General features: G+C 38.8%; 14 protein-coding genes. 4 read left to right on the top strand and 10 right to left on the bottom strand.

Annotated features, from left to right (window positions below; translation table 11 throughout):
- Positions 1-16 precede the first annotated feature (16 nt).
- A complete protein-coding gene (gene spxA, locus HMPREF2988_RS05525) occupies positions 17-415 on the bottom strand; it encodes a transcriptional regulator SpxA (RefSeq protein WP_002296384.1) in 399 nt (132 codons plus the stop codon).
- Between the two features lie 764 nt (positions 416-1,179).
- On the opposite strand from spxA, the gene HMPREF2988_RS05530 reads away from it, so the two are divergent.
- On the top strand, positions 1,180-1,887 hold the full coding sequence (locus tag HMPREF2988_RS05530; RefSeq protein ID WP_002309968.1) for an HAD family hydrolase: 708 nt from the start codon (positions 1,180-1,182) through the stop codon (positions 1,885-1,887).
- 145 nt (positions 1,888-2,032) lie between these two features.
- Here the strand turns inward: HMPREF2988_RS05530 and HMPREF2988_RS05535 are convergent, their stop codons facing one another.
- From HMPREF2988_RS05535 to HMPREF2988_RS05550, 4 genes are all read right to left on the bottom strand, one after another.
- Positions 2,033-5,227 (bottom strand): DEAD/DEAH box helicase, encoded by a 3,195-nt coding sequence (locus tag HMPREF2988_RS05535; protein WP_024635137.1) that lies wholly within the window; start codon positions 5,225-5,227, stop codon positions 2,033-2,035.
- Between the two features lie 18 nt (positions 5,228-5,245).
- Positions 5,246-8,374: an AAA family ATPase gene (locus HMPREF2988_RS05540; RefSeq protein WP_070770147.1), complete on the bottom strand. Its 3,129-nt coding sequence runs from the start codon at positions 8,372-8,374 to the stop codon at positions 5,246-5,248.
- Between the two features lie 6 nt (positions 8,375-8,380).
- Positions 8,381-9,502 (bottom strand): exonuclease SbcCD subunit D, encoded by a 1,122-nt coding sequence (locus HMPREF2988_RS05545; protein ID WP_002315649.1) that lies wholly within the window; start codon positions 9,500-9,502, stop codon positions 8,381-8,383.
- A 187-nt stretch (positions 9,503-9,689) separates the two neighbouring features.
- Positions 9,690-10,313, bottom strand: coding sequence for a lysophospholipid acyltransferase family protein (locus tag HMPREF2988_RS05550; RefSeq protein WP_002309961.1), 624 nt, complete (start codon positions 10,311-10,313; stop codon positions 9,690-9,692).
- Between the two features lie 128 nt (positions 10,314-10,441).
- On the opposite strand from HMPREF2988_RS05550, the gene HMPREF2988_RS05555 reads away from it, so the two are divergent.
- Together HMPREF2988_RS05555 and HMPREF2988_RS05560 are read left to right on the top strand one after the other, a co-directional pair.
- Positions 10,442-11,176: a tRNA1(Val) (adenine(37)-N6)-methyltransferase gene (locus tag HMPREF2988_RS05555; RefSeq protein ID WP_002328908.1), complete on the top strand. Its 735-nt coding sequence runs from the start codon at positions 10,442-10,444 to the stop codon at positions 11,174-11,176.
- Positions 11,166-11,450: a GIY-YIG nuclease family protein gene (locus HMPREF2988_RS05560; RefSeq protein ID WP_070770148.1), complete on the top strand. Its 285-nt coding sequence runs from the start codon at positions 11,166-11,168 to the stop codon at positions 11,448-11,450. The genes HMPREF2988_RS05555 and HMPREF2988_RS05560 overlap by 11 nt, the downstream gene beginning before the upstream one ends.
- A 68-nt stretch (positions 11,451-11,518) precedes the next feature.
- Here HMPREF2988_RS05560 and HMPREF2988_RS05565 read toward each other — a convergent pair whose 3' ends face one another.
- From HMPREF2988_RS05565 to hisS, 4 genes are all read right to left on the bottom strand, one after another.
- Positions 11,519-13,402, bottom strand: coding sequence for an acyltransferase family protein (locus HMPREF2988_RS05565; RefSeq protein WP_002314148.1), 1,884 nt, complete (start codon positions 13,400-13,402; stop codon positions 11,519-11,521).
- Positions 13,403-13,668: 266 nt separating this feature from the next.
- On the bottom strand, positions 13,669-14,544 hold the full coding sequence (locus tag HMPREF2988_RS05570) for a YitT family protein (RefSeq protein ID WP_002291388.1): 876 nt from the start codon (positions 14,542-14,544) through the stop codon (positions 13,669-13,671).
- A gap of 108 nt (positions 14,545-14,652) precedes the next feature.
- A complete protein-coding gene (gene aspS, locus HMPREF2988_RS05575) occupies positions 14,653-16,422 on the bottom strand; it encodes an aspartate--tRNA ligase (protein ID WP_002315647.1) in 1,770 nt (589 codons plus the stop codon).
- Between the two features lie 13 nt (positions 16,423-16,435).
- A complete protein-coding gene (hisS, locus tag HMPREF2988_RS05580; RefSeq protein ID WP_002291383.1) occupies positions 16,436-17,728 on the bottom strand; it encodes a histidine--tRNA ligase in 1,293 nt (430 codons plus the stop codon).
- Positions 17,729-18,122: 394 nt separating this feature from the next.
- Here hisS and HMPREF2988_RS05585 point away from each other — a divergent pair, with 394 nt between their 5' ends.
- Entirely contained in the window at positions 18,123-19,070 is a 948-nt protein-coding gene (locus HMPREF2988_RS05585) for an aldo/keto reductase (RefSeq protein WP_002315646.1), read from the top strand.
- An 87-nt stretch (positions 19,071-19,157) separates the two neighbouring features.
- Here the strand turns inward: HMPREF2988_RS05585 and HMPREF2988_RS05590 are convergent, their stop codons facing one another.
- Positions 19,158-20,417 (bottom strand): cytochrome P450, encoded by a 1,260-nt coding sequence (locus tag HMPREF2988_RS05590; protein ID WP_002291378.1) that lies wholly within the window; start codon positions 20,415-20,417, stop codon positions 19,158-19,160.
- Between the last annotated feature and the right edge of the window lie 159 nt (positions 20,418-20,576).

Raw genomic sequence — 20,576 nt, forward strand, 5'->3', positions numbered from 1 at the left:
AGTTTCATTTTATCTTCTATAATCCAGCCATCAATTGTGCTTGACGCAATTCTAATTGTCGTACATCGCGCGGCAGGAATCGACGAATCTCGTCTTCATTAAAACCAACTTGTAGACGTTTATCATCAATCATGATTGGACGGCGAAGCAATCCAGGATTGTTTTGCACAAGTTCCAATAGTTCTTGTAACGGCAGATCATCTAAATCCATGTTCAGTTTTTGGAATACTTTGGAACGTGTCGAGATGATTTCTTCTGTTCCGTCTTCTGTCATTTGTAAAATCGCTTTTAATTCAGAACTGTTCAATGGTTCTGAAAAAATATTACGTTCAACAAATGGAATCTGATGTTCTTGCAACCACGCACGAGCCTTTCTGCAGGAAGTACAACTTGGGGAAGTATATAATGTTAACAACGTGCACCACTCCTTTTCGTGATAAGAATCACTTTTTTGTAACAGAAGATCATAATAATCTCCCATCTGTTTCTATTATACATAATCAACTTTTAAATAGCTACCTTTTTTTCATAATTTTTTTAAAAAAATGAAAGTTATCTAAGGTTAATATACAGTAAAACCAGCGTTCTTGCTTTTTTCAACATTTAAAAATTAGAGTTTTCAAATCTAATTCAAATTTTAGAAGACAATGAAACAGCACACAAAACTGTACTATTATTTTATCTAAAAACACAAATGAAACCGATTTCTTAAGATTTTTTATGTTTTTTATTTCTTTGATAGTAATGTTTCTTGTCATTTTAGATAATATTGTTCTTTATTATAACGCTTATTTTCTCTGTTATATAAGCGCAATATTTTAAAGCAATGATTACTAGATAAAATTTACTATAAACAAATAAACTAAATAACGTTATTTTATGTTTGAATAGTTATACTGAGACTGTATTAAAAAAATAAACCTTTCGAAAATTCCTCAGAGATTGCATTAAAATAAACCAACCGAGTTACACAATAATGATTAATTTGTTCATCAAACCTATTGACGTGTTTCATGATTTTTAGTGAAAAAAACTGAAATCTAAAAACCTTATTCTGTCAAGGAAACAGAAATATAGTAAGAAAAACCTTTATTTATCAGCTTTTTTAGATGATTTTTTCTGTTACAATAGTCAAGGATTTGTGAAAAAATCAATGAAAACCGAAAGGCGTGTAAAATTTTGATTAAATCAGTTGTGTTTGATGTTGATGATACAATGTATGATCAGCAGCAGCCATTTCGAAATGCGGTAAAAAGAGTCGTGCCGCTTGTTTCAGATGAAGATATGCATCCACTATATATCCGATTCCGTCATCATAGTGATGAAAACTTTCCAAAAGTAATGGCAGGAGAGTGGACGCTAGAATATATGCGAGCACATCGAATCAGCCAATCACTAAAAGATTTAGACTACCCTCACATCACAGAAGAAGAAGGTCTCCTATTTCAAAAAATTTACGAGGAAGAACTTGATAATATCTGTTTGCATGAGGAGGTCAAAAAAACACTTGACTTCTTGAAGGAAAAAAATGTCCCATTAGGAATTATCACAAATGGACCGACTGACCATCAGACAAAAAAATTAAAACAACTTCAATTGAACAATTGGATTCCTTCCCACAACATGTTGGTTTCTCAAGCAACAGGTTTCCAAAAGCCAGAAAAAGAGATTTTTCAGCTTGCTGAGAAAGAATTTCATATGCTTCCAGGAGAGACTCTATATGTTGGCGACAATTATGACAATGATGTTTTAGGTGCAAAAAGTGCCGACTGGCAAGCACTTTGGTTCAACCATCGAGAACGCAAAATCGACCAGACCCCTATTTGCGATATCGAAATTTCTTCTTTTGATCAGCTGTTAGAAACAATGAAGACAATCTTTGCTTAACGCCTATAAATAAAAACAAAAAATAATAGCAAGGAAATCGGGATAAAACAGAAACCCAACTTCCTTGCTATTTCTTAAATCAACTAAACACCTGCTTTTTTCGAAAAATCTTCTTATCCATTACTGAACGATTGTTTCGAATCTCTTACTTCTCAATCTCTCCTACACTTAAGATCATGCGGATATCTTCTTCAGTCAGTTTTGTCAGCTGTTCTTCATTTCCTTGGATCACTTTTTGGAACAGTTCGCGTTTTTCTTGTTGGAGCGAATCCATTCGTTCTTCAATCGTTCCTTCAGAAATCATACGCCACACTTCTACCACATTTTTCTGTCCGATTCGATGCGCACGACCAGCAGCTTGTTCTTCAATTGCAGGGTTCCACCAAAGGTCATACAAGATGACCGTATCTGCTCCTGTCAAATTCAGTCCCGTTCCCCCGGCTTTTAAAGAAATCAGGAAAACATCTTTTTCGCCTGCATTAAATGCATCTACCATACTTAATCGATCTTGCGGTTTTGTACTGCCTCTTAAATAAAATGTTGAGATCCCCAGCTCGGCTAACTCTTCTTGTAAGATAGTAAGCATACCTGTAAATTGAGAAAACAGCAGAACTCTGCGTTTGTTCTCTTTGGCAGCGACTAATAGATCTTTTACTTGTTCGAGTTTGCCAGAACCGCCTTGGTAATCTTCAATAAACAGACGAGGATCGCAACAAATTTGACGCAACCTTGTCAGACCTGCTAGTATCCCGATCCGGTTTTTCTTGAATGCTTCAGAATCCATTGACGAGATTTCTTCACGCATTTGACGCAAGTAAGCTAAATAAACGGTCTTTTGTTCTTCTGTCAGTGCAGAATATAGATTCATTTCTGTTTTTTCTGGTAAGTCTTTCAACACAGTTTGTTTATCTCGCCGTAAAATGAACGGTCGGATCATTTGCGCAATTTCTTCTGCGGCAAGTTCTCTGAATTTTGTTTTGGTTGGGAAAAATCCTGGCATGATTGTTGCAAATAATGACCACAATTCTTCTAAATTATTCTCGATTGGTGTCCCACTTAATGCAAATCGCTGAGGCACAGCTAATTCTCTCAATGCTTGAGCAGTTTTCGTACTACTATTTTTGACCATTTGCGCCTCATCAAGGATCAAATAATCAATTTTTTGTGATTGGTAATCAGCTAAATCCTGTCTCAAACTGGCATAAGAGGTCACTCGAATATCTGTGTCTTTAGCCAGCAATTCTTCCCGTTCTTTTTTATTCCCATTGATTACTTGGATACTCAAAGAAGGAGCGAATTTTTTTACCTCTGCCTGCCAGTTGTAGATTAAGCTGGCCGGCGCTACGATCAAAGCAGAAAAGCTTTCCCGTTCTTCTTTTTCCGAAAGTAAAAAGGCAATCGTCTGCAGTGTTTTCCCAAGTCCCATTTCATCGGCTAAGATACCGCCAAACTGATAATGGCCTAACATCTTCAACCACCGGAACCCTTGCTTCTGATACTCTCTCATCTTTGCATTCAATCCTTTGGGAAGTTGCGCCTGATACCCTTCTGGATGAATGAGATCTTGGACCATCGTTTGAAACGATTCGCTAAAAGTAGCATTGCTTTTTTCCAATTGATTTTGAATGATCAGTCCTTGATTCTTAGGTACATGGATCGTCCCTTCTTCTGAACGTATTGACTCCCGTAATTGTTGCAATACTTGACTTGTTTGTTGGAATTCCTCTGAATCAAAAGAAAGAACCTGTCCATTTTCCAATGTATAAAAAGCATCATTTCGCAACAAGCTTTGCAGTACATGATCAATCTCTTGCTCTTCTATCCCCGATACGTCGAACCGAATATCAAGCCATGAACCAGTCTCGGTTACTTCGATTTGCGGTTGATGTTTATGTGCATCTAAATACAACTCCCGCAACTTTCTGCCAAGTCTGACTTCACCAAACTGACGAAAGACAGATAGTTCTGTACGGAAAAAGGCATATAGTTCCTCCCCGCTTGGCAATGGACGCTCATAGCCAGTTTCATTTTTCTGGTAGCGATACATCCTGAATAAATCAAGGACTCGTTTTTCTTCAGCTCTGTCACGCAGCACCTGAAAGTCCTGATTGGCCGAGACCTCATGTTTTGGATCGGTCGAATAGATGACTTCGCCATAGACGAAATCGACTCGAGCTTGGATTTTTCCTTTGGCTTTTCGAAAAAAGAAAATAAATTCGACTGGAATATCTGCTACTTCCTTTTCTACTTCAGAGGCAACCACTACGTCTCCGATCTCCGAAAGAAGAGGAATGATTTCTTTAAACAAGGCCGGTAGTTCTTTTTTCTTGAATACTACTTCTGGTTTCTCCAATCGGCGAATCAATTGTTTCCAAGTTTGATAAACTGTTTGTTGATGCTTCGTTAGAGAATAGAATACTCCCTGGATAAGCCCCCACTGATAATGCATAAAGAAAAAATCAAAATCATTCAATGCTTGCAATAAATAGTCTTCTCCCTGTTTTTCCACTTTGAATGATAAAGGCTTGTTTTGATCGGAAAATTGGATTCCTTGATCGTTTTGTTCATTTATCTGCAGATGCAAACGTGTCGTCTGATTCATCTGTTCTAGCAGGAAGCGGGCTTGTTCTACTGGGAGAAGCAGGTATCTTTTGTCTAGTTTCCCTTTGACTTGCAAGCCATTCGTGCCTAATAATTGATGCGTTTGGGCACTTCCTGCAAGATGAGCGAGTATTTTTTGATCTTCTTTTTGAAAAGCCCGTTTATCTAGACGAAACTGATACTGCTTATTGACTGTGTAGGTTTCTTTTTCTGTGTAAGCCTGTAAAAAATCATAGATGTTTTTTACGATATATGTTTTTTTCGGCGATGCCAAAGAACCGATACGTAAGTAAAGCGCCAAAATAGAAAGCTCTGGATGATACTGATTTGTCTCAATCGTTTCTACTTGGTATTCAATAATCAAGGGTTGCACCGCTTGAGGATTTTTTTGTATTTTTAGACGAGAAAAACCTTTTGCAATGATTTCTCCTTCACTTGTTGTTTTTACCGGTTCTAACATCGGCTGGTCTTTTTTCATGATACGAGATAGATTTTTCGACCGTAAGTAAAGTTCCACAGCAACTGTATGCTTACAATATTTATGTTCCTCCCAATATGGACATTGGCAGTAATCTATCTCTTTTGCTGTCCCATCCAAATCAACCATATACAATTCACTGCCCAAGACTTCTGCATGCCACACGTTTTCTTCTTGGTCAGGGACAACCGATAACACTCGGCCTTCTTGCAAGTATTGACGCCCACGTGCAATGACTTTTTCCGGAATACTCCATTTCATAGTTACCAATCTCCCTTTTTATCCAAGTTGATAGCGTATTTTGCTTTGTCCGCTACCTTCTGTATCAATTCTTATTTGCTGTAATACTCGTTCTTTCAATTCTCTTACATGGCTAATGATCCCGATCATTCTTCCTTCACTTTCAATCGTTTCTAAAGCTTCCATCGCCATTTCCAAAGCTTCTTCATCTAATGACCCAAAACCTTCATCAATAAACAATGCATCGATTGCTACCCCACCAGCTTGTGTCTGAATCACATCCGCAAGGGCTAATGCTAAAGAAAGTGCTGCAATAAAACTTTCACCGCCAGACAGCGTATGCGCGCTTCGAGACATGCCTGCCTGATCATCATAGATATTGATTTCTAATCCGGTTTTCCCTCGATAACTGCCGATCGTATCCGCTAGTTCAAACTGATAACGATTTTTCGTTAAACGTTGGAGATGATCATTTGCTACTTGTAACACTTCTTGTAGATAAACTTGAAGCACATACCGTTCTAAACTAGTCTTCTTAGGATTTTCTCCGTTGAATGTTTGCGAAAGCTGCTGTAATTGCGTAAGTTCATCTAATTGCGTCTGGCTTGTGTGATAAATCGAAAGACATTCATCGTAGATTTTCTGGTTATTGATTTTTTGTTCTTGTAAACTGTATATCTTTTCTTGCTTTGTTTCGATCATCTCTCTTATCTCTTCCAATTGCTGGCTGATCTCTTTTGTATCTGGAACTATCTCCGTCAGCTGGATATTTTCTAATTGACGTAGTCGGTCAGCTGTCACTAATTGTGCTTCATGATAAGTAGTGATTATGCGCTGGTTCTCTTCGTATTGTGCTTGCTGTTGTGCGAATGCACAGACTTCCTCAGTTGTTGAAAAATACGATTGGCTTTCCAGCTTTTCAGCTATTCTTTGCTGTTCTTTTTCTATTTTTTCATCTATTATTTCTATTTGTTCCTGTTGAAGATCAAGTTGTGTCCGAAGCATATGCAGATCTTGCAACAATTGCATTCCTGCTTTCTGCTCAGCAGCGAGTTGGTTTGAGTCTTCTTCTAACTGTTTTTCAAGTTGTCGTATCTCTTCTTCTAAACAGTTGCTATCCGTATCTTGTAATTGTTTTTCTAAACTTTTGATTTCGCCTTGCAGTTGTTGAAGCTGATTATTTTTTGCTGTCTGTTGCTGCTTGTAGTCAGCTAATTGCTGCTCAAGCTTTTCTACTTGTTGGCTTATTTCTTCCAGCTCTGCTCTTGCATTGGCTATCTTGCTTTTTCGTTTATCTAAAGATTGTTCGATTACTGTAAGAGCAATTGTTGTTTTTTGTTCTGTTATCGCAGGAAATGCCTGTTGCAAAGCCTGTTGTAAGTGTTTTTCTTGTCCAGCTAGTTGTATATTCGTTTCCATGATTTTTTGTTCTAAATCAGATAATTGCTGTTGAAGATTATTTTCATATGCTTCATTTTTGGCAATGATTTGCTGGGTTCTTTCTACAGCTGACTCAGCTTCTGCCAGTTGTTGCTCTACTTTCAAGATATCTTCTTTATTTGGCTGTTCATGTTTTGATTGTTGTACGGGATGTTCTGTCGACCCACAAACCAGACATGGTTCCCCCGGACGCAAAAAAAGCTGAAGACGAGCAATTTGCTGCTTTGCCCATTGGCTTTTCAGCTGTTCTGCTTGTTCTATCTGTTGTTTCAATCGCTGATTATTTTTTGTTGTTTCTTCGGCTGCTTTTTTGAGCTCTTCTCTTATCTGTTCGAGTGATTCGATACTTTTTGTTTTTTGTTGTTCTATTTCCTGCTGTTTTTCATCTAGATGTTTTAACTGTCCAAAAGCAAGACGATCTTCCTGCAGTTTTTCCTGATCCAATAAGATTTCTTGAAGAATTCGAGTTCTTTCCTGATAAATAGCCTGTTTTTGATGTAGCTTTTCGGCGTTCGTTTCTTCTTTATCTAATGAATGTTTTAATTGTTCTGCTTCTTGTTTTTTACTACGCAAGGCTTCGACAATCGGTACCATCATCTGTTTGTTTTGCAATTGTTGAGCAGCTTCTTTGATTTTTGTTTGCCGATGTATGCGGTCTGTTTCATTTTTTTGCCACTCTTCATAATGCTGCGTAGTCATCGCTAGTTTCTTTGTTTGTTCACTGCTTTTTTGTGACAGTTCTATTTTTTCAGCTTTTATTTCTTTCAGGTGCTGGATTGGTTCAATTAAGCGTTGTGTAAATTCATAATACCCAATCCATCGTTTCTTTTCCTCTATTTCGTCTTTTTGAGCGGCTAATTTCTTTTGCTTATTTAGTAATGTCGCTTTTTCTTCATAGCTTTTTTTCAAGGTTTCAAAACGATAGTAGGAATTTTCTAATTGTTTCTGTTTCTCCTGATAGTCTGCTAAAACTTCTTTTTCTTCAGTGATTTGTTTTTCTAGTATGGCCTGATGGTTTGTCCATTGGGAAAGAACGGCTTCAAACCCTGCTGCTGCTTCCTCTTCTTTGACTAAAACAAATCTTTTTTGCAAAAGATGAAGTTCTTGCTCTAAATGATCTAGTTTTTGTTGCTGTTGCTTTGCTTTTTCCTTTAATCGCTCATTAAACTGTTGGAAAAGCTGAGTACCGAACAAATGACGTAAAACAGTCTCTTTCTCACTGCTTGATGAAACCAAAAAATTACGGAATTCTCCTTGGGGCAGTAAAACGATTTGGGAAAACTGTTTCGCATCGAGATTCATCAGTTCTCTGATCAACTGGTCTGCTTCTGTACGTTTTGTGATTTGTTTTATTTCTTTTCCTTTCCCATCAAAAATGGTCAACGTTACTTTAGCTGCCTGTTTTTTTGTTCCGTTTCCTTTTCGTTTCGCTAAAACTTGTTCTGGTTTTCGTTCGATTTCATAGTTCATCTGCTGATGTTCAAAAGAAAAAGTCACGCTTGTTTCTTCTTCTGGTGTAGCAAACAAGGAACGCATCTCTTTTCCAGAACGAAGTCTTCCGGAAGTTTCACCAAAAAGTGCGAAAGTGATCCCATCAAAAATCGTCGTTTTTCCTGCTCCAGTCTTCCCGCTGATCAAAAAAAGCGGTGCTTCTGTCAATCGTGAAAAATCAACGGTCTCATTGATAAAAGGACCAAAATTTTTAAGTTTTAATTTTTTCGGTTTCATTCTTGATCATTCCATTTCCATGATTTCTTGCAACGTTTCTCCGAGCCATTTTTCTTGGTTTGCCGTTAGCTGTTCTTCCGTCATTTCACTAAAAAATGCTTCTGCTAATTTTTGAGGATCTTTCATTTCTAGTACTTTTCGTTTGCGCTTTGTTTGTTCTGCTCGGCCGTTTGCCCGTTCAATCCCCAAAATACGTGGATATATTTGCCGAAGCTGGTTCATCATATTCGGGATGATCGTTCTGTCCGTGAGATAGATATGGATATAATTCTCCCGATTGACGGACTGATAGAAGGCAGGATCCAACAATTCTTTAAAACTTGCTGTTATTTCTTCAATATCATGCAGTGGTTCGATCTCCCTAAAATTCAACTCTAGGTCTGTTGCCAGATCAACGATCCATACGCCTTTTTTCTGGTTGATCTCAGATAGAGAAAATTTCAACGGCGAGCCACTGTAGCGAGCATTATCTTGCCTTAAAGCAGCTTGATTATGCAAATGTCCTAGTGCTACATAATCAAACGGTGCAAGCAGTTCGCCTGGGATCGAATCCAGACCCCCTACTTCGATTTTCGTTTCCGAATCAGATTTTACACTTCCCATTACAAAAAAATGGCTAATCAATACGTGTTTTTTCCCTGAATCGAACAGCTCTTCCATTTTATCTATCACTTTTGCTACCGCTTGCTGGATCGTGCGGATACTGTCATCTTCAAAATATAATCTGGCTGCAATTGGTTCAAAGTAAGGAAGAAAGAAAAATTGTATGTTGTTAAACTCGACTGGTTCGAAAGCTTCTGCTAGCTGCGTTCGCAAAAAATAGTTTGAATAACTGAACCATGGCGTACCAGCTGAAAGTCGCGTACTGCTATCGTGATTTCCTGATATAGCAAAAATTGGGATTCTTTCCTTTAAATTCCAATCAACCATCAATTCATTGTATAATGCTACGGCATCGACAGCCGGCACACTCCTATCATATAAGTCTCCTGCAATCACGATTGCCTCTACTTTTTCTTCTTTCGCGATATTCAGTATAGAAGATAATACATGACGTTGGTCTTCAATCAAGTCATAACCTTGTAGTTTTTTTCCGATATGCCAATCGGCTGTATGTAAAAAACGCATCCAATCACCCCAAAAAATGTCCTTCTAATCATTATAACACTTTGATCCATTACATGACACCCGTCTTCTATTTTGCACGTTGGAAAGCAAAAAGAGGGCAGACTTGACGTCTCTCCCTCGTTTTTCATCGAAAAGTCTGAACAGAACAGGAGATTCAAAAAGACCGCCCACTCCTAAACTTATCACTTTATTTTTTTTTGATTTCATATTTGAAATCTGGGTTCACTTCTTTGTCCAATTTATCAAAAGCCGCTTGTGTTCGTCGTTCGATCTCCGCCATTCCTTCTTTATCCGTTTTCTTGATATCTGATAGGTCGATTGGTTCACCGAAACGCACTGTCACTCTCTTACGCTTGAACAAATCCCCAAGTGTCAGTGGACCTTGGTATACGGCTGGCACGATTTTCGCTTTAGACATTCTGGAAATCAACGCCATCCCGCCTTTAAGTTCTGTAGCATGCCTTGTCCCACTGGGGAACATGATTAAACTCAAATTTGTCGATTTTAAAATCTTTACAGGTGTTTTAATGACACTTGGTCCTGGATTCTCTCTTTTAACTGGAAAAGCATTGGATCGAGTTAATATAAATCGCAGAACCGGATTTTTGAACAGTTCTTCTTTTGCCATAAAGCTGAATTCCTTCGGTGCTGCAGCTACCGCTAGATATAATGGGTCCCACCAAGTACGATGGGGGGCAACTAGTATGTAATTCTCATCTTGCGGTAATACTTCTTTATTCTCATAACGGGCATTTCCATTGACTAAAGCTAATAGTACTCGAACTACCCCTCGCATAAATCGATAAAACATAGTCTCTTCCTTTCCCTTCTTATGGTCATAGTATGCATAAAAAACAGAGGTTTGACAAGCCACCTTGGTTCTTTTTAATAAAAATAGTATAATACAAACGACTATTTTTTTCATTTTGGAGGGAATCCATGCTTCACGAAGACGAACGAATCGACCAATTATACGCAGAAGATATCAAAATTATCCAAAGTTCCCAAGTATTTTCTTTTTCTTTAGATGCTGTGCTACTTGCTCATTTCTCTCGTGTGCCTAAAAAAGGACAGATTGTTGACCTTTGCGCAGGTAATGGTGCAGTTGGCCTGTTTTTAAGCAAACGAACTCAAGCAGCTATTGATGCTATCGAACTTCAGCCTCGCCTAGCAGACATGGCAAGACGCAGCATCGCGCTGAACCATCTAGATGAACAGATGACAGTCCACACCATCGATCTGAAAGACAGCTTATCCGTCGTTCGGCATAATTCTTGTGACTTAGTCGTCTGCAATCCACCTTATTTCAAAGGGCTGCCAACAAATAAAACGAACCCTAATAAACACCTAGCAATCGCCCGTCATGAAATCCATACAACATTAGAAGAAGTGATCGACAATTCAAGTAAGTTACTAAAAACAAATGGGCGTTTCGCTATGGTCCATCGACCTGAACGATTCTTAGAGATCATCCAAATTATGCAAAATCATCGGATTGCACCTAAACGGATCCAATTTGTTTACCCAAAAGCTGGAAAAGAGGCAAATATTTTGTTAGTTGAAGGAATCAAAGATGGTAAATTAGATGGATTCAAAGTCGCTCCGCCATTGATCACTTACGATGCAGACGGGGAATACACAGCAGAGATTCGTGAGATGCTCTATGGCAAATAAACATTATTTTTACGTATTATTCTGTAAAGATCAGACATTTTACGGTGGGTACACAACAGACCTTTCTAGGAGACTAGGGGAACATAACAATGGTACTGGCGCTAAATATACACGTCATCAAAAAAGAAGACCTGTTAAGATGATCCATGCAGAAGTATTTTCTTCAAGAAGCGAAGCAACAAAAGCAGAAGCTGCATTCAAAAAACTCACCCGAAAACAAAAAGAACATTATTTGAAGACACACTCAACCGTTTTGCTTCCTGAAAATAGATAACTGTTAAAAACACGATAAAAAAACTTCAGGCAAAAACAACTGTTTTTGCCTGAAGTTTTTTGTAGCTATTATTCTGATACGTTTGTCTCGCTGCTGTTCGTACTTGAACTTCCTCCTAGCAAGGCTTCACTGACTAAGTGAATGTAATGTGTCATCCCTTCAGGATTTGGATGGACTTGATCATCATAAAACCAGTCACTATGGTCATTACTGTAGCTATACCAATCAATCAGCGTCATATTGTCGTATTTTTTCGTCATCTGTTCAAGCATCGCATTCACGTCATTTTGCCAACGTTTCGTCGGTACTCGGACATTGACCCAGTATACTTTTCGATCACCGATTGCATCCATCACGCTATCAAACTGAGCTTCAGAGAATGAGCCATTCGTTCCTAATCCAATTAGAACAGTGTCTTTCAATAAATCTTGTTCCTTTAATTTTTCAATATACGGTACACTGGCGTATAATTGTCGCCCCACATCGCCATCTACCACTACTTTTGGATAAAGCTCTTGTAGATCAGTTGCAGCATCTAGCATAACTGAATCACCAAATGCCGTTAGCTCTAATTTTTGTGCCTTGTTTCCTTGGGCCTTAGACAACTCGTACTTATCAAGAATCGCTTGGTCAACTGAACTAGTGGTATTTTCTGAATTGTTTCTGGTTTCTTCTGCTAATTTTTTACTTTCAGCGATCTTTGCCTGCAATTGTTTTTGATCGGCCGTTACAGCATTTTTCGGTGCCGTAACGAAACCAACGAATGCAATTGCTACAAGTAATGTGCCTGGAACGACCCATGGTTTGCTCTTACTGATGATCGGTTTGCTGAACCATCCTTTCATCACTTGGAATGTACGACCATAGTCAAAACGTGCTAGCGGACGTTCCACATATCGATAAGAAAGTTCACTGATGATTAAAATCAATGTAATTTCCACTAAAGTATGGAACAGAACATGATCAGCAATATCAGTCACTTTTGCTTCATAAAAAATCATAACTGGAAACTGATACAGATAAATCCCGTAGCTTCGTTTGCCAATCCAAGTAAATACTGGATTTGTCAGCCAACGATTCAAGCTTGCTCCAGGATGTGCTGTCACTGCAACTAGTACTACGCATAACAGACTCACTAGGAGCATCCCTCCATAATAGATGAAATTGTAATGATCATCTAAAAAGAAGAAGCAAAGAATCAGTGCCAGCAGTGAGATTCCTCCAGCGATATTCAGGATACTTTTTGCTTGTTTCGGGATGTTTTTCTTCAAACGAGTACTTGGCCAAACAAAAGCGAGCGCACTTCCCAACCATATAGAAAACAGCCGGGTGTCCGTTCCATAATAAACACGGGTTGGATCGCCCCCTGGTGTATACAAAATCATCATCAAGATCGCAGAGAGGAAAGATGTACCTAACACGGTATAAAAGATCCATTTTCTTTTACGAACAAATACCATCAACAATACAAACAAGATTGGCCAAACCAAATAGTTTTGACCTTCTACCGCTAAAGACCAGATATGTGTAAACGGTGATTCATTAGCAAATCGGTCGAAATAAGATAAACCGTTATTGATTTGCCACCAATTGTTGACATACAGTAAGCTGCTGACGACAACTCCTCGAAGATTATTCAACAATCCTCGCTGGAACAAGGTGATATAAGCCGAAGCTGTAACAAGCATAAAAACGAGTGCCGGATAGAGTCTCTTCATTCTTCTGACATAAAATTGCCAAATATTGATTTTTCCATTTTGTTCCCATTCCTGCCTTAGCAGATCCGTGATCAGATAACCAGATACGACGAAAAAAATCGGAACGCCCAAATAGCCGCCTTTCATACTAGTTGGCAGAAGGTGATAGAATATAACACCAACCACAGCTAATGAACGGAGCCCATCAAACCCAGTGATGTAGCGGCTGTTTTTTAACCTTTTTTGTTTTTCCATTCAATATTCCAACTTTTCATAAACTTTTTTCATTCGTAATATACGGGTATTAAGTGAAAATAGCAAGTAGAATCGTGTCCTTTCTCTACTATTTTTTTCTATCATCCCATAAATTTTAAAAAATAAACATGCTTTTTTTCAACTTTAAGAAAATTTCAAATAAAAAAGTAGTTTCTATTTGCTGATCCGTCCTTTGGTAGAAAAAAACTGCAGACAAACGAATGTCTGTCTACAGTAGTATTTCATGAATTTTTGTCAAACTCGATCTAAATGCCATCCTCGTAGAAACGCCCAAGTATCTGGACATTTTCCGCGATACTTACAAAAGCTTGCGGATCAGAAGCTTTCATCGCTTCTCTGAGTAGAGGCAGTTCGTAACGTGTAACGATCGTCATCAATACTGTCTGCTTATCATGTTTATAAGCACCTTCTGCTTCATTGATGATCGTGATTCCTCTACGCATACAGTTTTGGATTTCATTCACTACTTTTTCTGGATGTTTCGTTACGATCATTACCTGCATTTTCTTTTGTTTAGTATAAACGACATCAGTTACTTTTCCACTGACGAAAATAGACAACGTACTGTAAAACATATATTGCCAGCCAAATAGAATCCCAGCAACAAAAACGATCAATGCATTGAAGTAGATCGAGATAGAACCAATCGACTTTCCTGTTTTTTTACGAATCGTGATACTCACGATATCTAGACCACCCGATGATAGGCCATTTCTCAACGCTAACCCAATCCCTAGTCCCATCACAGCCCCACCAAACAACGCACAAATGATTGGATCGGTAGATAAGACTGTTTCCGGTAAAATATGGATACAAAGGGAGGTCAAAGTGACTGTGATAAAAGTGAAAATTGTAAACTTCTTCCCGATTTTGAACCACGCCAAGACGAACAAAGGTATATTCAGTAAATACAAAGTGGTTGATACCGGCACCTCGAACCCTATCAGTGATTTTGACAAAGTCGTCAAAATCTGAGCCAGGCCAGTAATACCACTTGAATAAATATGTCCTGGTTGATAAAAGAAATTCAATGCGACAGATGCGATCAACGCATAAACGATTGATACCGAAAGTTTGGTCGTGTAATCATGGTAAGCCCAATTTTCGAATGTTTTTTTCATGGAAAAGCCCCGCTTTATATGTTATGGCTTCATTATAAAGTGTTTTTCAATTAAATCAAGGTTGCCAAAAGAAGCAGATTCGACAAATCCTTTTTGCCTTTTTATCGGCTATTCTTCTATATTGGTTACATCAATATTCAATTCGAACAATTGTAAAGGTGAAACCATACTTGGTGCATCACTCATCACATCGGCTGCTTTTCCGTTTTTAGGAAAGGCAATGACTTCACGAATATTGTCTTCCCCTGCTAATAACATTGCAAAACGATCCAATCCTAATGCAATGCCGCCATGTGGAGGGAATCCGTAATCTAAAGCTGTTAGCAAGAAACCAAATTGTTCTTCCATTTGTTCTTTTGTAAAGCCTAAAGTTTTCAACACTTTTTCTTGAAGTTCCCGAGTATGGATCCGGATAGAACCTCCACCTAGTTCATAACCGTTCAAGACGATATCATAAGCTTCTGCATAGACTTTTGCAGGGTCTTCAGCCAGTAATGGGATATCTTCTGCTTTTGGCATCGTGAATGGATGGTGAGCAGAGACATATCGACCTTCTTCTTCTGAAAATTCAAATTGAGGCCAATCAGTTACCCATAAAAAATTGAATTTGGATTCATCGATTAGTCCTAATTCTTTTCCTAAACGTGTTCGGATAGCCCCTAATGCAGCAGCGACGATTTCACTTTTATCTGCGCCAAACATCAGCAAGTCACCTGGTTCTGCATCTGTTGCTTTGATGATTGCTTCTGTTGCTTCTCCCATGAATTTAGCAATCGGGCCTTTCAGACCGTCTTCTTCCACTTTCAGCCATGCAAGTCCCTTAGCTCCGAATTGCCCTACATATTGTCCTAACTGATCCATATCTTTTCGTGAGTAGCGATCTGCAGCGCCCTTCGCATTCAATGCTTTCACGACTCCGCCGTTTTCAAGAGCCATTTGGAAGACTTTGAATTCTACTTCTTTGACTGTTTCGCTTAGATCGATCAATTCCATTTCAAAACGTGTATCCGGTTTGTCGCTGCCGTAGCGAGCCATTGCTTCATCATAGGTCATACGGGGAAATGGCAATGCGACTTCGATGCCGCGAACTTCTTTCATTACCTTCGCAATCAATCCCTCTGTGTAGGTTTGGATTTCTTCTGCTGTTAGGAACGTTGTTTCAATATCTACTTGCGTAAATTCAGGCTGACGATCTCCACGTAAATCTTCGTCACGGAAACAACGAACGATTTGATAATAACGGTCGAACCCAGCATTCATCAGCAATTGTTTGAACAGTTGAGGAGATTGCGGCAACGCATAGAAATGTCCAGCATGGACACGTGAAGGAACTAAGTAGTCTCTTGCGCCTTCTGGTGTAGATTTTCCTAGGTAAGGTGTTTCAATATCTAGAAAGTCATTATCGTCTAAATAATGACGAATCGCTTTTGTTGTCGCATTTCTCAATTTGATGTTTTTAGTCATTTTGGGACGTCGCAGATCCAAATAACGATATTTCAAACGTATTTCGTCACTGATTGCTTGATCATCTTCAATTTGAAATGGCGGTGTTTTTGCTTGATTCAAAATCACGATTTCACTTGCAATCACTTCAAATTCACCAGTGGCCATTTTAGGATTTACTGCATTTTCACCGCGTCTTCTGACTACCCCAGTTACTTCGATCACGTATTCACTGCGGCATTTATCTGCGATTTCCCATGCTTCTTTGTTGATTTCAGGATTGAAGACGATTTGAACGATTCCTTCGCGATCACGTAGATCGATAAAGATTACTCCCCCAAGGTCTCGTCTTTTTTGTACCCATCCTTTTAATGTAACTGTTTGTTCTAATTGTTGTTCGGAAACTAATCCGCAATAAATCGTTCTTTGTGCCATTTCTTTTTTCCTCCTACTCGAATAAAGTCATTTCATCATAGACTTCATCAAAATGCTCATATATTTCTTCTAATGGAAAACTTTTTTCTTTTCGGCTTGCCATTGCTTTGACATTGATCGTTTGGCTAGCAAGCTCATCTTCACCGATCACCAATACTAATTTGGCATTCGCTTTATCTGCTGTCTTAAATTGTGCTTTTGCTTTACGGTTCATGAAGTCGCGGTCAGCTGAAAAACCGAAGTTTCGAATCGCTTGGACCACTTTCAATGCTTCGATATTTGTTTCGTCTCCGAGTGCGACCACATAAGCATCTAACTCATTAAATGCAGGGATAACTACTTCCTCTGCCTCCATAGTCAAGAGTAATCGCTCGATACCCATTGCAAATCCAAAGCCAGGTGTTGAAGGACCACCCAGTTCTTCCACTAGATTGTCATAACGTCCGCCTGCGCAAATCGTTGCTTGTGCCCCCATTTTCGGTGCGTCACTCATGATTTCAAAAATCGTATGCGTATAGTAATCTAATCCGCGAACCATGTTACTGTCGATTTCATAAGGAACAGCCAATGCATCCAGCATGGAAACAACGGTATCAAAATGTTTTTGAGCAGGTTCGCTTAAATAATCTAAGATAGATGGCGCATCTGCTACAAATTTTTGATCTCGTTTGTCCTTACTATCCAACACACGCAATGGATTTTCGTGAAGACGGCGTTTAGAGTCTTCACTCAACTCTGCTTCAAAAGGTAAAAGATAATCGATTAATGCTTGACGATAGGCTTGACGTGTGTCTTTATCACCCAATGAATTGATGACTAGACGGATTTGCGTGATTCCCAACTGTTTGAAGAAATCGAGTGCCATCACCATGCTCTCCACATCTGTTGCAGGATTCTCTGATCCAAATGCTTCTACTCCGATCTGATGGAATTGACGTAACCGTCCTTTTTGCGGACGTTCGTAGCGAAACATTGGTCCCATATAAAAAGTTTTGAACGGTTTTGCATACTCTGGACCGAATAATTTATGCTCAACAAAAGAACGAACGATTGGCGCTGTACCTTCTGGTCGAAGCGTCACATGACGTTCCCCTTTGTCATAAAAATCATACATCTCTTTTGAAACGATATCCGTCGTATCACCTACACTGCGGGATATCACTTCATAATGTTCAAAAATCGGTGTACGCATTTCATTATACTGATAATCTCTGAACAATAAACGTGCTGTTTCTTCGACAAACTGCCATTTTTCTGATTCGCCTGGCAAAATATCATTTGTTCCTTTTGGTCTTTGGAAACTCATAGTTTTCTCTCCCTTTCTTAGCTATGTAAATAAAAAAATCACCCTTGTTCATCATGAACAAGGGTGAATGAAATTCATACACGGTACCACCTAATTTTGAAAGATTTCTCTTTCCTCTTACGAATAACGCTCGTACGCGGGACGGCTTTTCACTCGTCCATCTCCAGAGTGTCTTTGGGCTAATGAAACTTTGGATCATTTTCAGCCTCGATGATCCTCTCTTGTAAAGTTTCAAAAACTTACTCGCTCTTTCATTGACATTTCGATATTACTTATAACCTACTAAAAACCAATCTCAAAGTCAAGAGTTATCTGACTATTTTCCCTCACAAAAACGTTTTAGTTCAGCTTTTTGTTCTTTTGTTTTAGACTAGAAAAAAAGGAGGAATCAGCTATGGCAGAAATAAGAATCGGACATTCACAAGTCTACGCAGAACAGCTTGGACTAGGAGCAAATGCCGTTGGGGGACACAATCTTTTTGACGGTTTGGAAGACGAAACAGGAAAACAAGTGGTTCGTACAGCTTTGAATAGCGGAATCAATTTGATCGATACCGCCTATGCTTATGGAAACGGCCGTTCTGAAGAACTGATCGGTGAGGTATTGAAGGAAAAAGAATATGATCGTTCACGTATCGTCATTGCTACAAAAGCTGCTCATGTGCCAAATAAAGGACGAACATTTGACAATTCACCCGAGTTTCTCAAACAATCGGTGGAAGACGCACTGAAACGTCTGCAAACTGATTACATCGACATTTTTTATATCCACTTTCCGGATAAAAGCACCCCAAAAAATGAAGCAGTTGCTGCATTGCATGAATTGAAAGAAGCAGGAAAAATCCGAGCAGTTGGTGTATCGAACTTCACGTTAGAACAATTGAAAGAAGCGAATACAGATGGATATGTCGATGTAGTAGAAGATAAATACAGTTTGATCCATCGGCAGGCTGAAAAAGAATTATTTCCTTATCTTGAAAAAAACAAAATCAGCTTTGTCCCCTATTTTCCTCTTGCTTCCGGTTTACTGACAGGAAAATATGAACGTGGTCAGGAAAAACAATTCAGCGAAGGAGATCCTCGAAAAAGCAATCCGGATTTTCAAGGAGAACGTTTCAAAGAAATTTTAGCCGCTGTCGACATACTTCGCCCCATTGCTAAAAGATACCAAGCTACCCCTGCGCAACTTGTTCTAGCCTGGTATATGAAGAATCCGAGAGTGTCTGTAGTCATACCCGGAGCTAAACGTCCAGAGCAAGTCTCTGACAATGTCCAATCTTTAGATTTGCATTTATCCAGTGAGGATTATCAAACCATTGATGAAGCATTTCACGGATTTTGAGCAATTGACCTTATCCACTTATAGTAGTATGAAAAAAGGAAGATCAAACAGTGCTGATCTTCCTTTTTTCGATAAGTTTATACTAATCTAATTCTTATAAAGTAGCGCTCGGCTGTTTGGATAAGTCGGAAACTGATTGAATGGGATCGTCCAGTCTTGTTCAGGTACAGAGAATTCAAACTTGTTTACTAACTGATCGGAAAACACACGTAGGCTGTGGAGAGTGATCCATTCTCCTGCGCAGCGATGCATTTGTCGAAAATCTCCTCCACCTTGTGCAATCATCTCATATTCTTCTTTATATGAAATATCTTTTGCTTTTCCTAAATATCGTTTGATCATAAAGGAATCTGGTGCTTCAATCGTTCGTTCATCATGATCTGTTCCATATAAATCTAGAATGACCCAACTATCTTCTGGTATACGATAACCATCGACTTCTACTTCTTTCAGAGAAATCGCAGGTAACATCGGAAAGAACGGATAATAGCGTCTCATTTCTTGAATGAACGGATCTTGCAACGTAGAAAAGTCGTTTTTCAATTGTTGGTACAAATCAGGTCTGCTGAAAAGCGCGTGTCCCATCAACGCCGCCCATACAGTCAAAGCAACTGTCGGACGGATGATATTCAATAATTCAACAGCTGCTACTTCCAGAGGCAAAAGCTGTCCGTCTAGATCTGTGGCATTGGCAAATGCATACAATGCCACATTTTCTTTTCCAGCCACAGGATTTTTCCGAGCTTCCTCAATCAAACTTTGCGCCCATTTCTCTGATTTCTTGCGATTTTCGACACCTTTTATGTGATCAATCGGAGAAGTAAACGTTCCGCTGATCATGGAGATTTGATATTCTGCTAATTTTTCGACTTCATCCTTAGAAAGCAAAGATAAATTGATACCTGCCCACTCACAAATCGATGTAAAGAAAACCATCTTGCTTAAATCAAATAATTCAAATTGACCATGCTGTGTTTCAAGTGCTTGCGTCAGGTTCTTATCTAAGATACGATGATAATCTTCCATTCTTTCGGGGGTCATCAGATCCATAAAAATATTTTTCCGATGATGATGGGCAGCTCCATCCAAAGTCTGTACTCCACCTTGACCAAAAAGTGTCTTCAACACTAATTTTGGCATAGCACCTTTTCGTTTGAAATTTCTTGGGTCATAAAATATTTTTGCCGCTGACGATCCGTAGATCACAATAGCTTCTTTATTGAAAATCTTTGCTTTGACAACGGGAGCGTCTGCTTCATGACGTAACTCCTCCAACATGTTGTATCCCTTTTGATACAATCTTTTTAGATCCGTGATTTTGACATCTACTACTGGTACTTCTTTCATCTTCAGCAACCTCCTAAAAATAACTTGTATAATTTAAGCTTAACTTTTTTTCTGACTGCTGACAAAAGAAGCGCTTTTTGTAGACGAGAAAAAAGTCGCTTAAGTTAGAGTTTTTCAGTCTAACTTAAACGACTTGATTTATATTTCTTATTGATGAAA

The sequence above is a fragment of the Enterococcus sp. HMSC061C05 genome (assembly GCF_001814765.1).
Classification (GTDB): Bacteria; Bacillota; Bacilli; order Lactobacillales; family Enterococcaceae; genus Enterococcus_B; species Enterococcus_B lactis.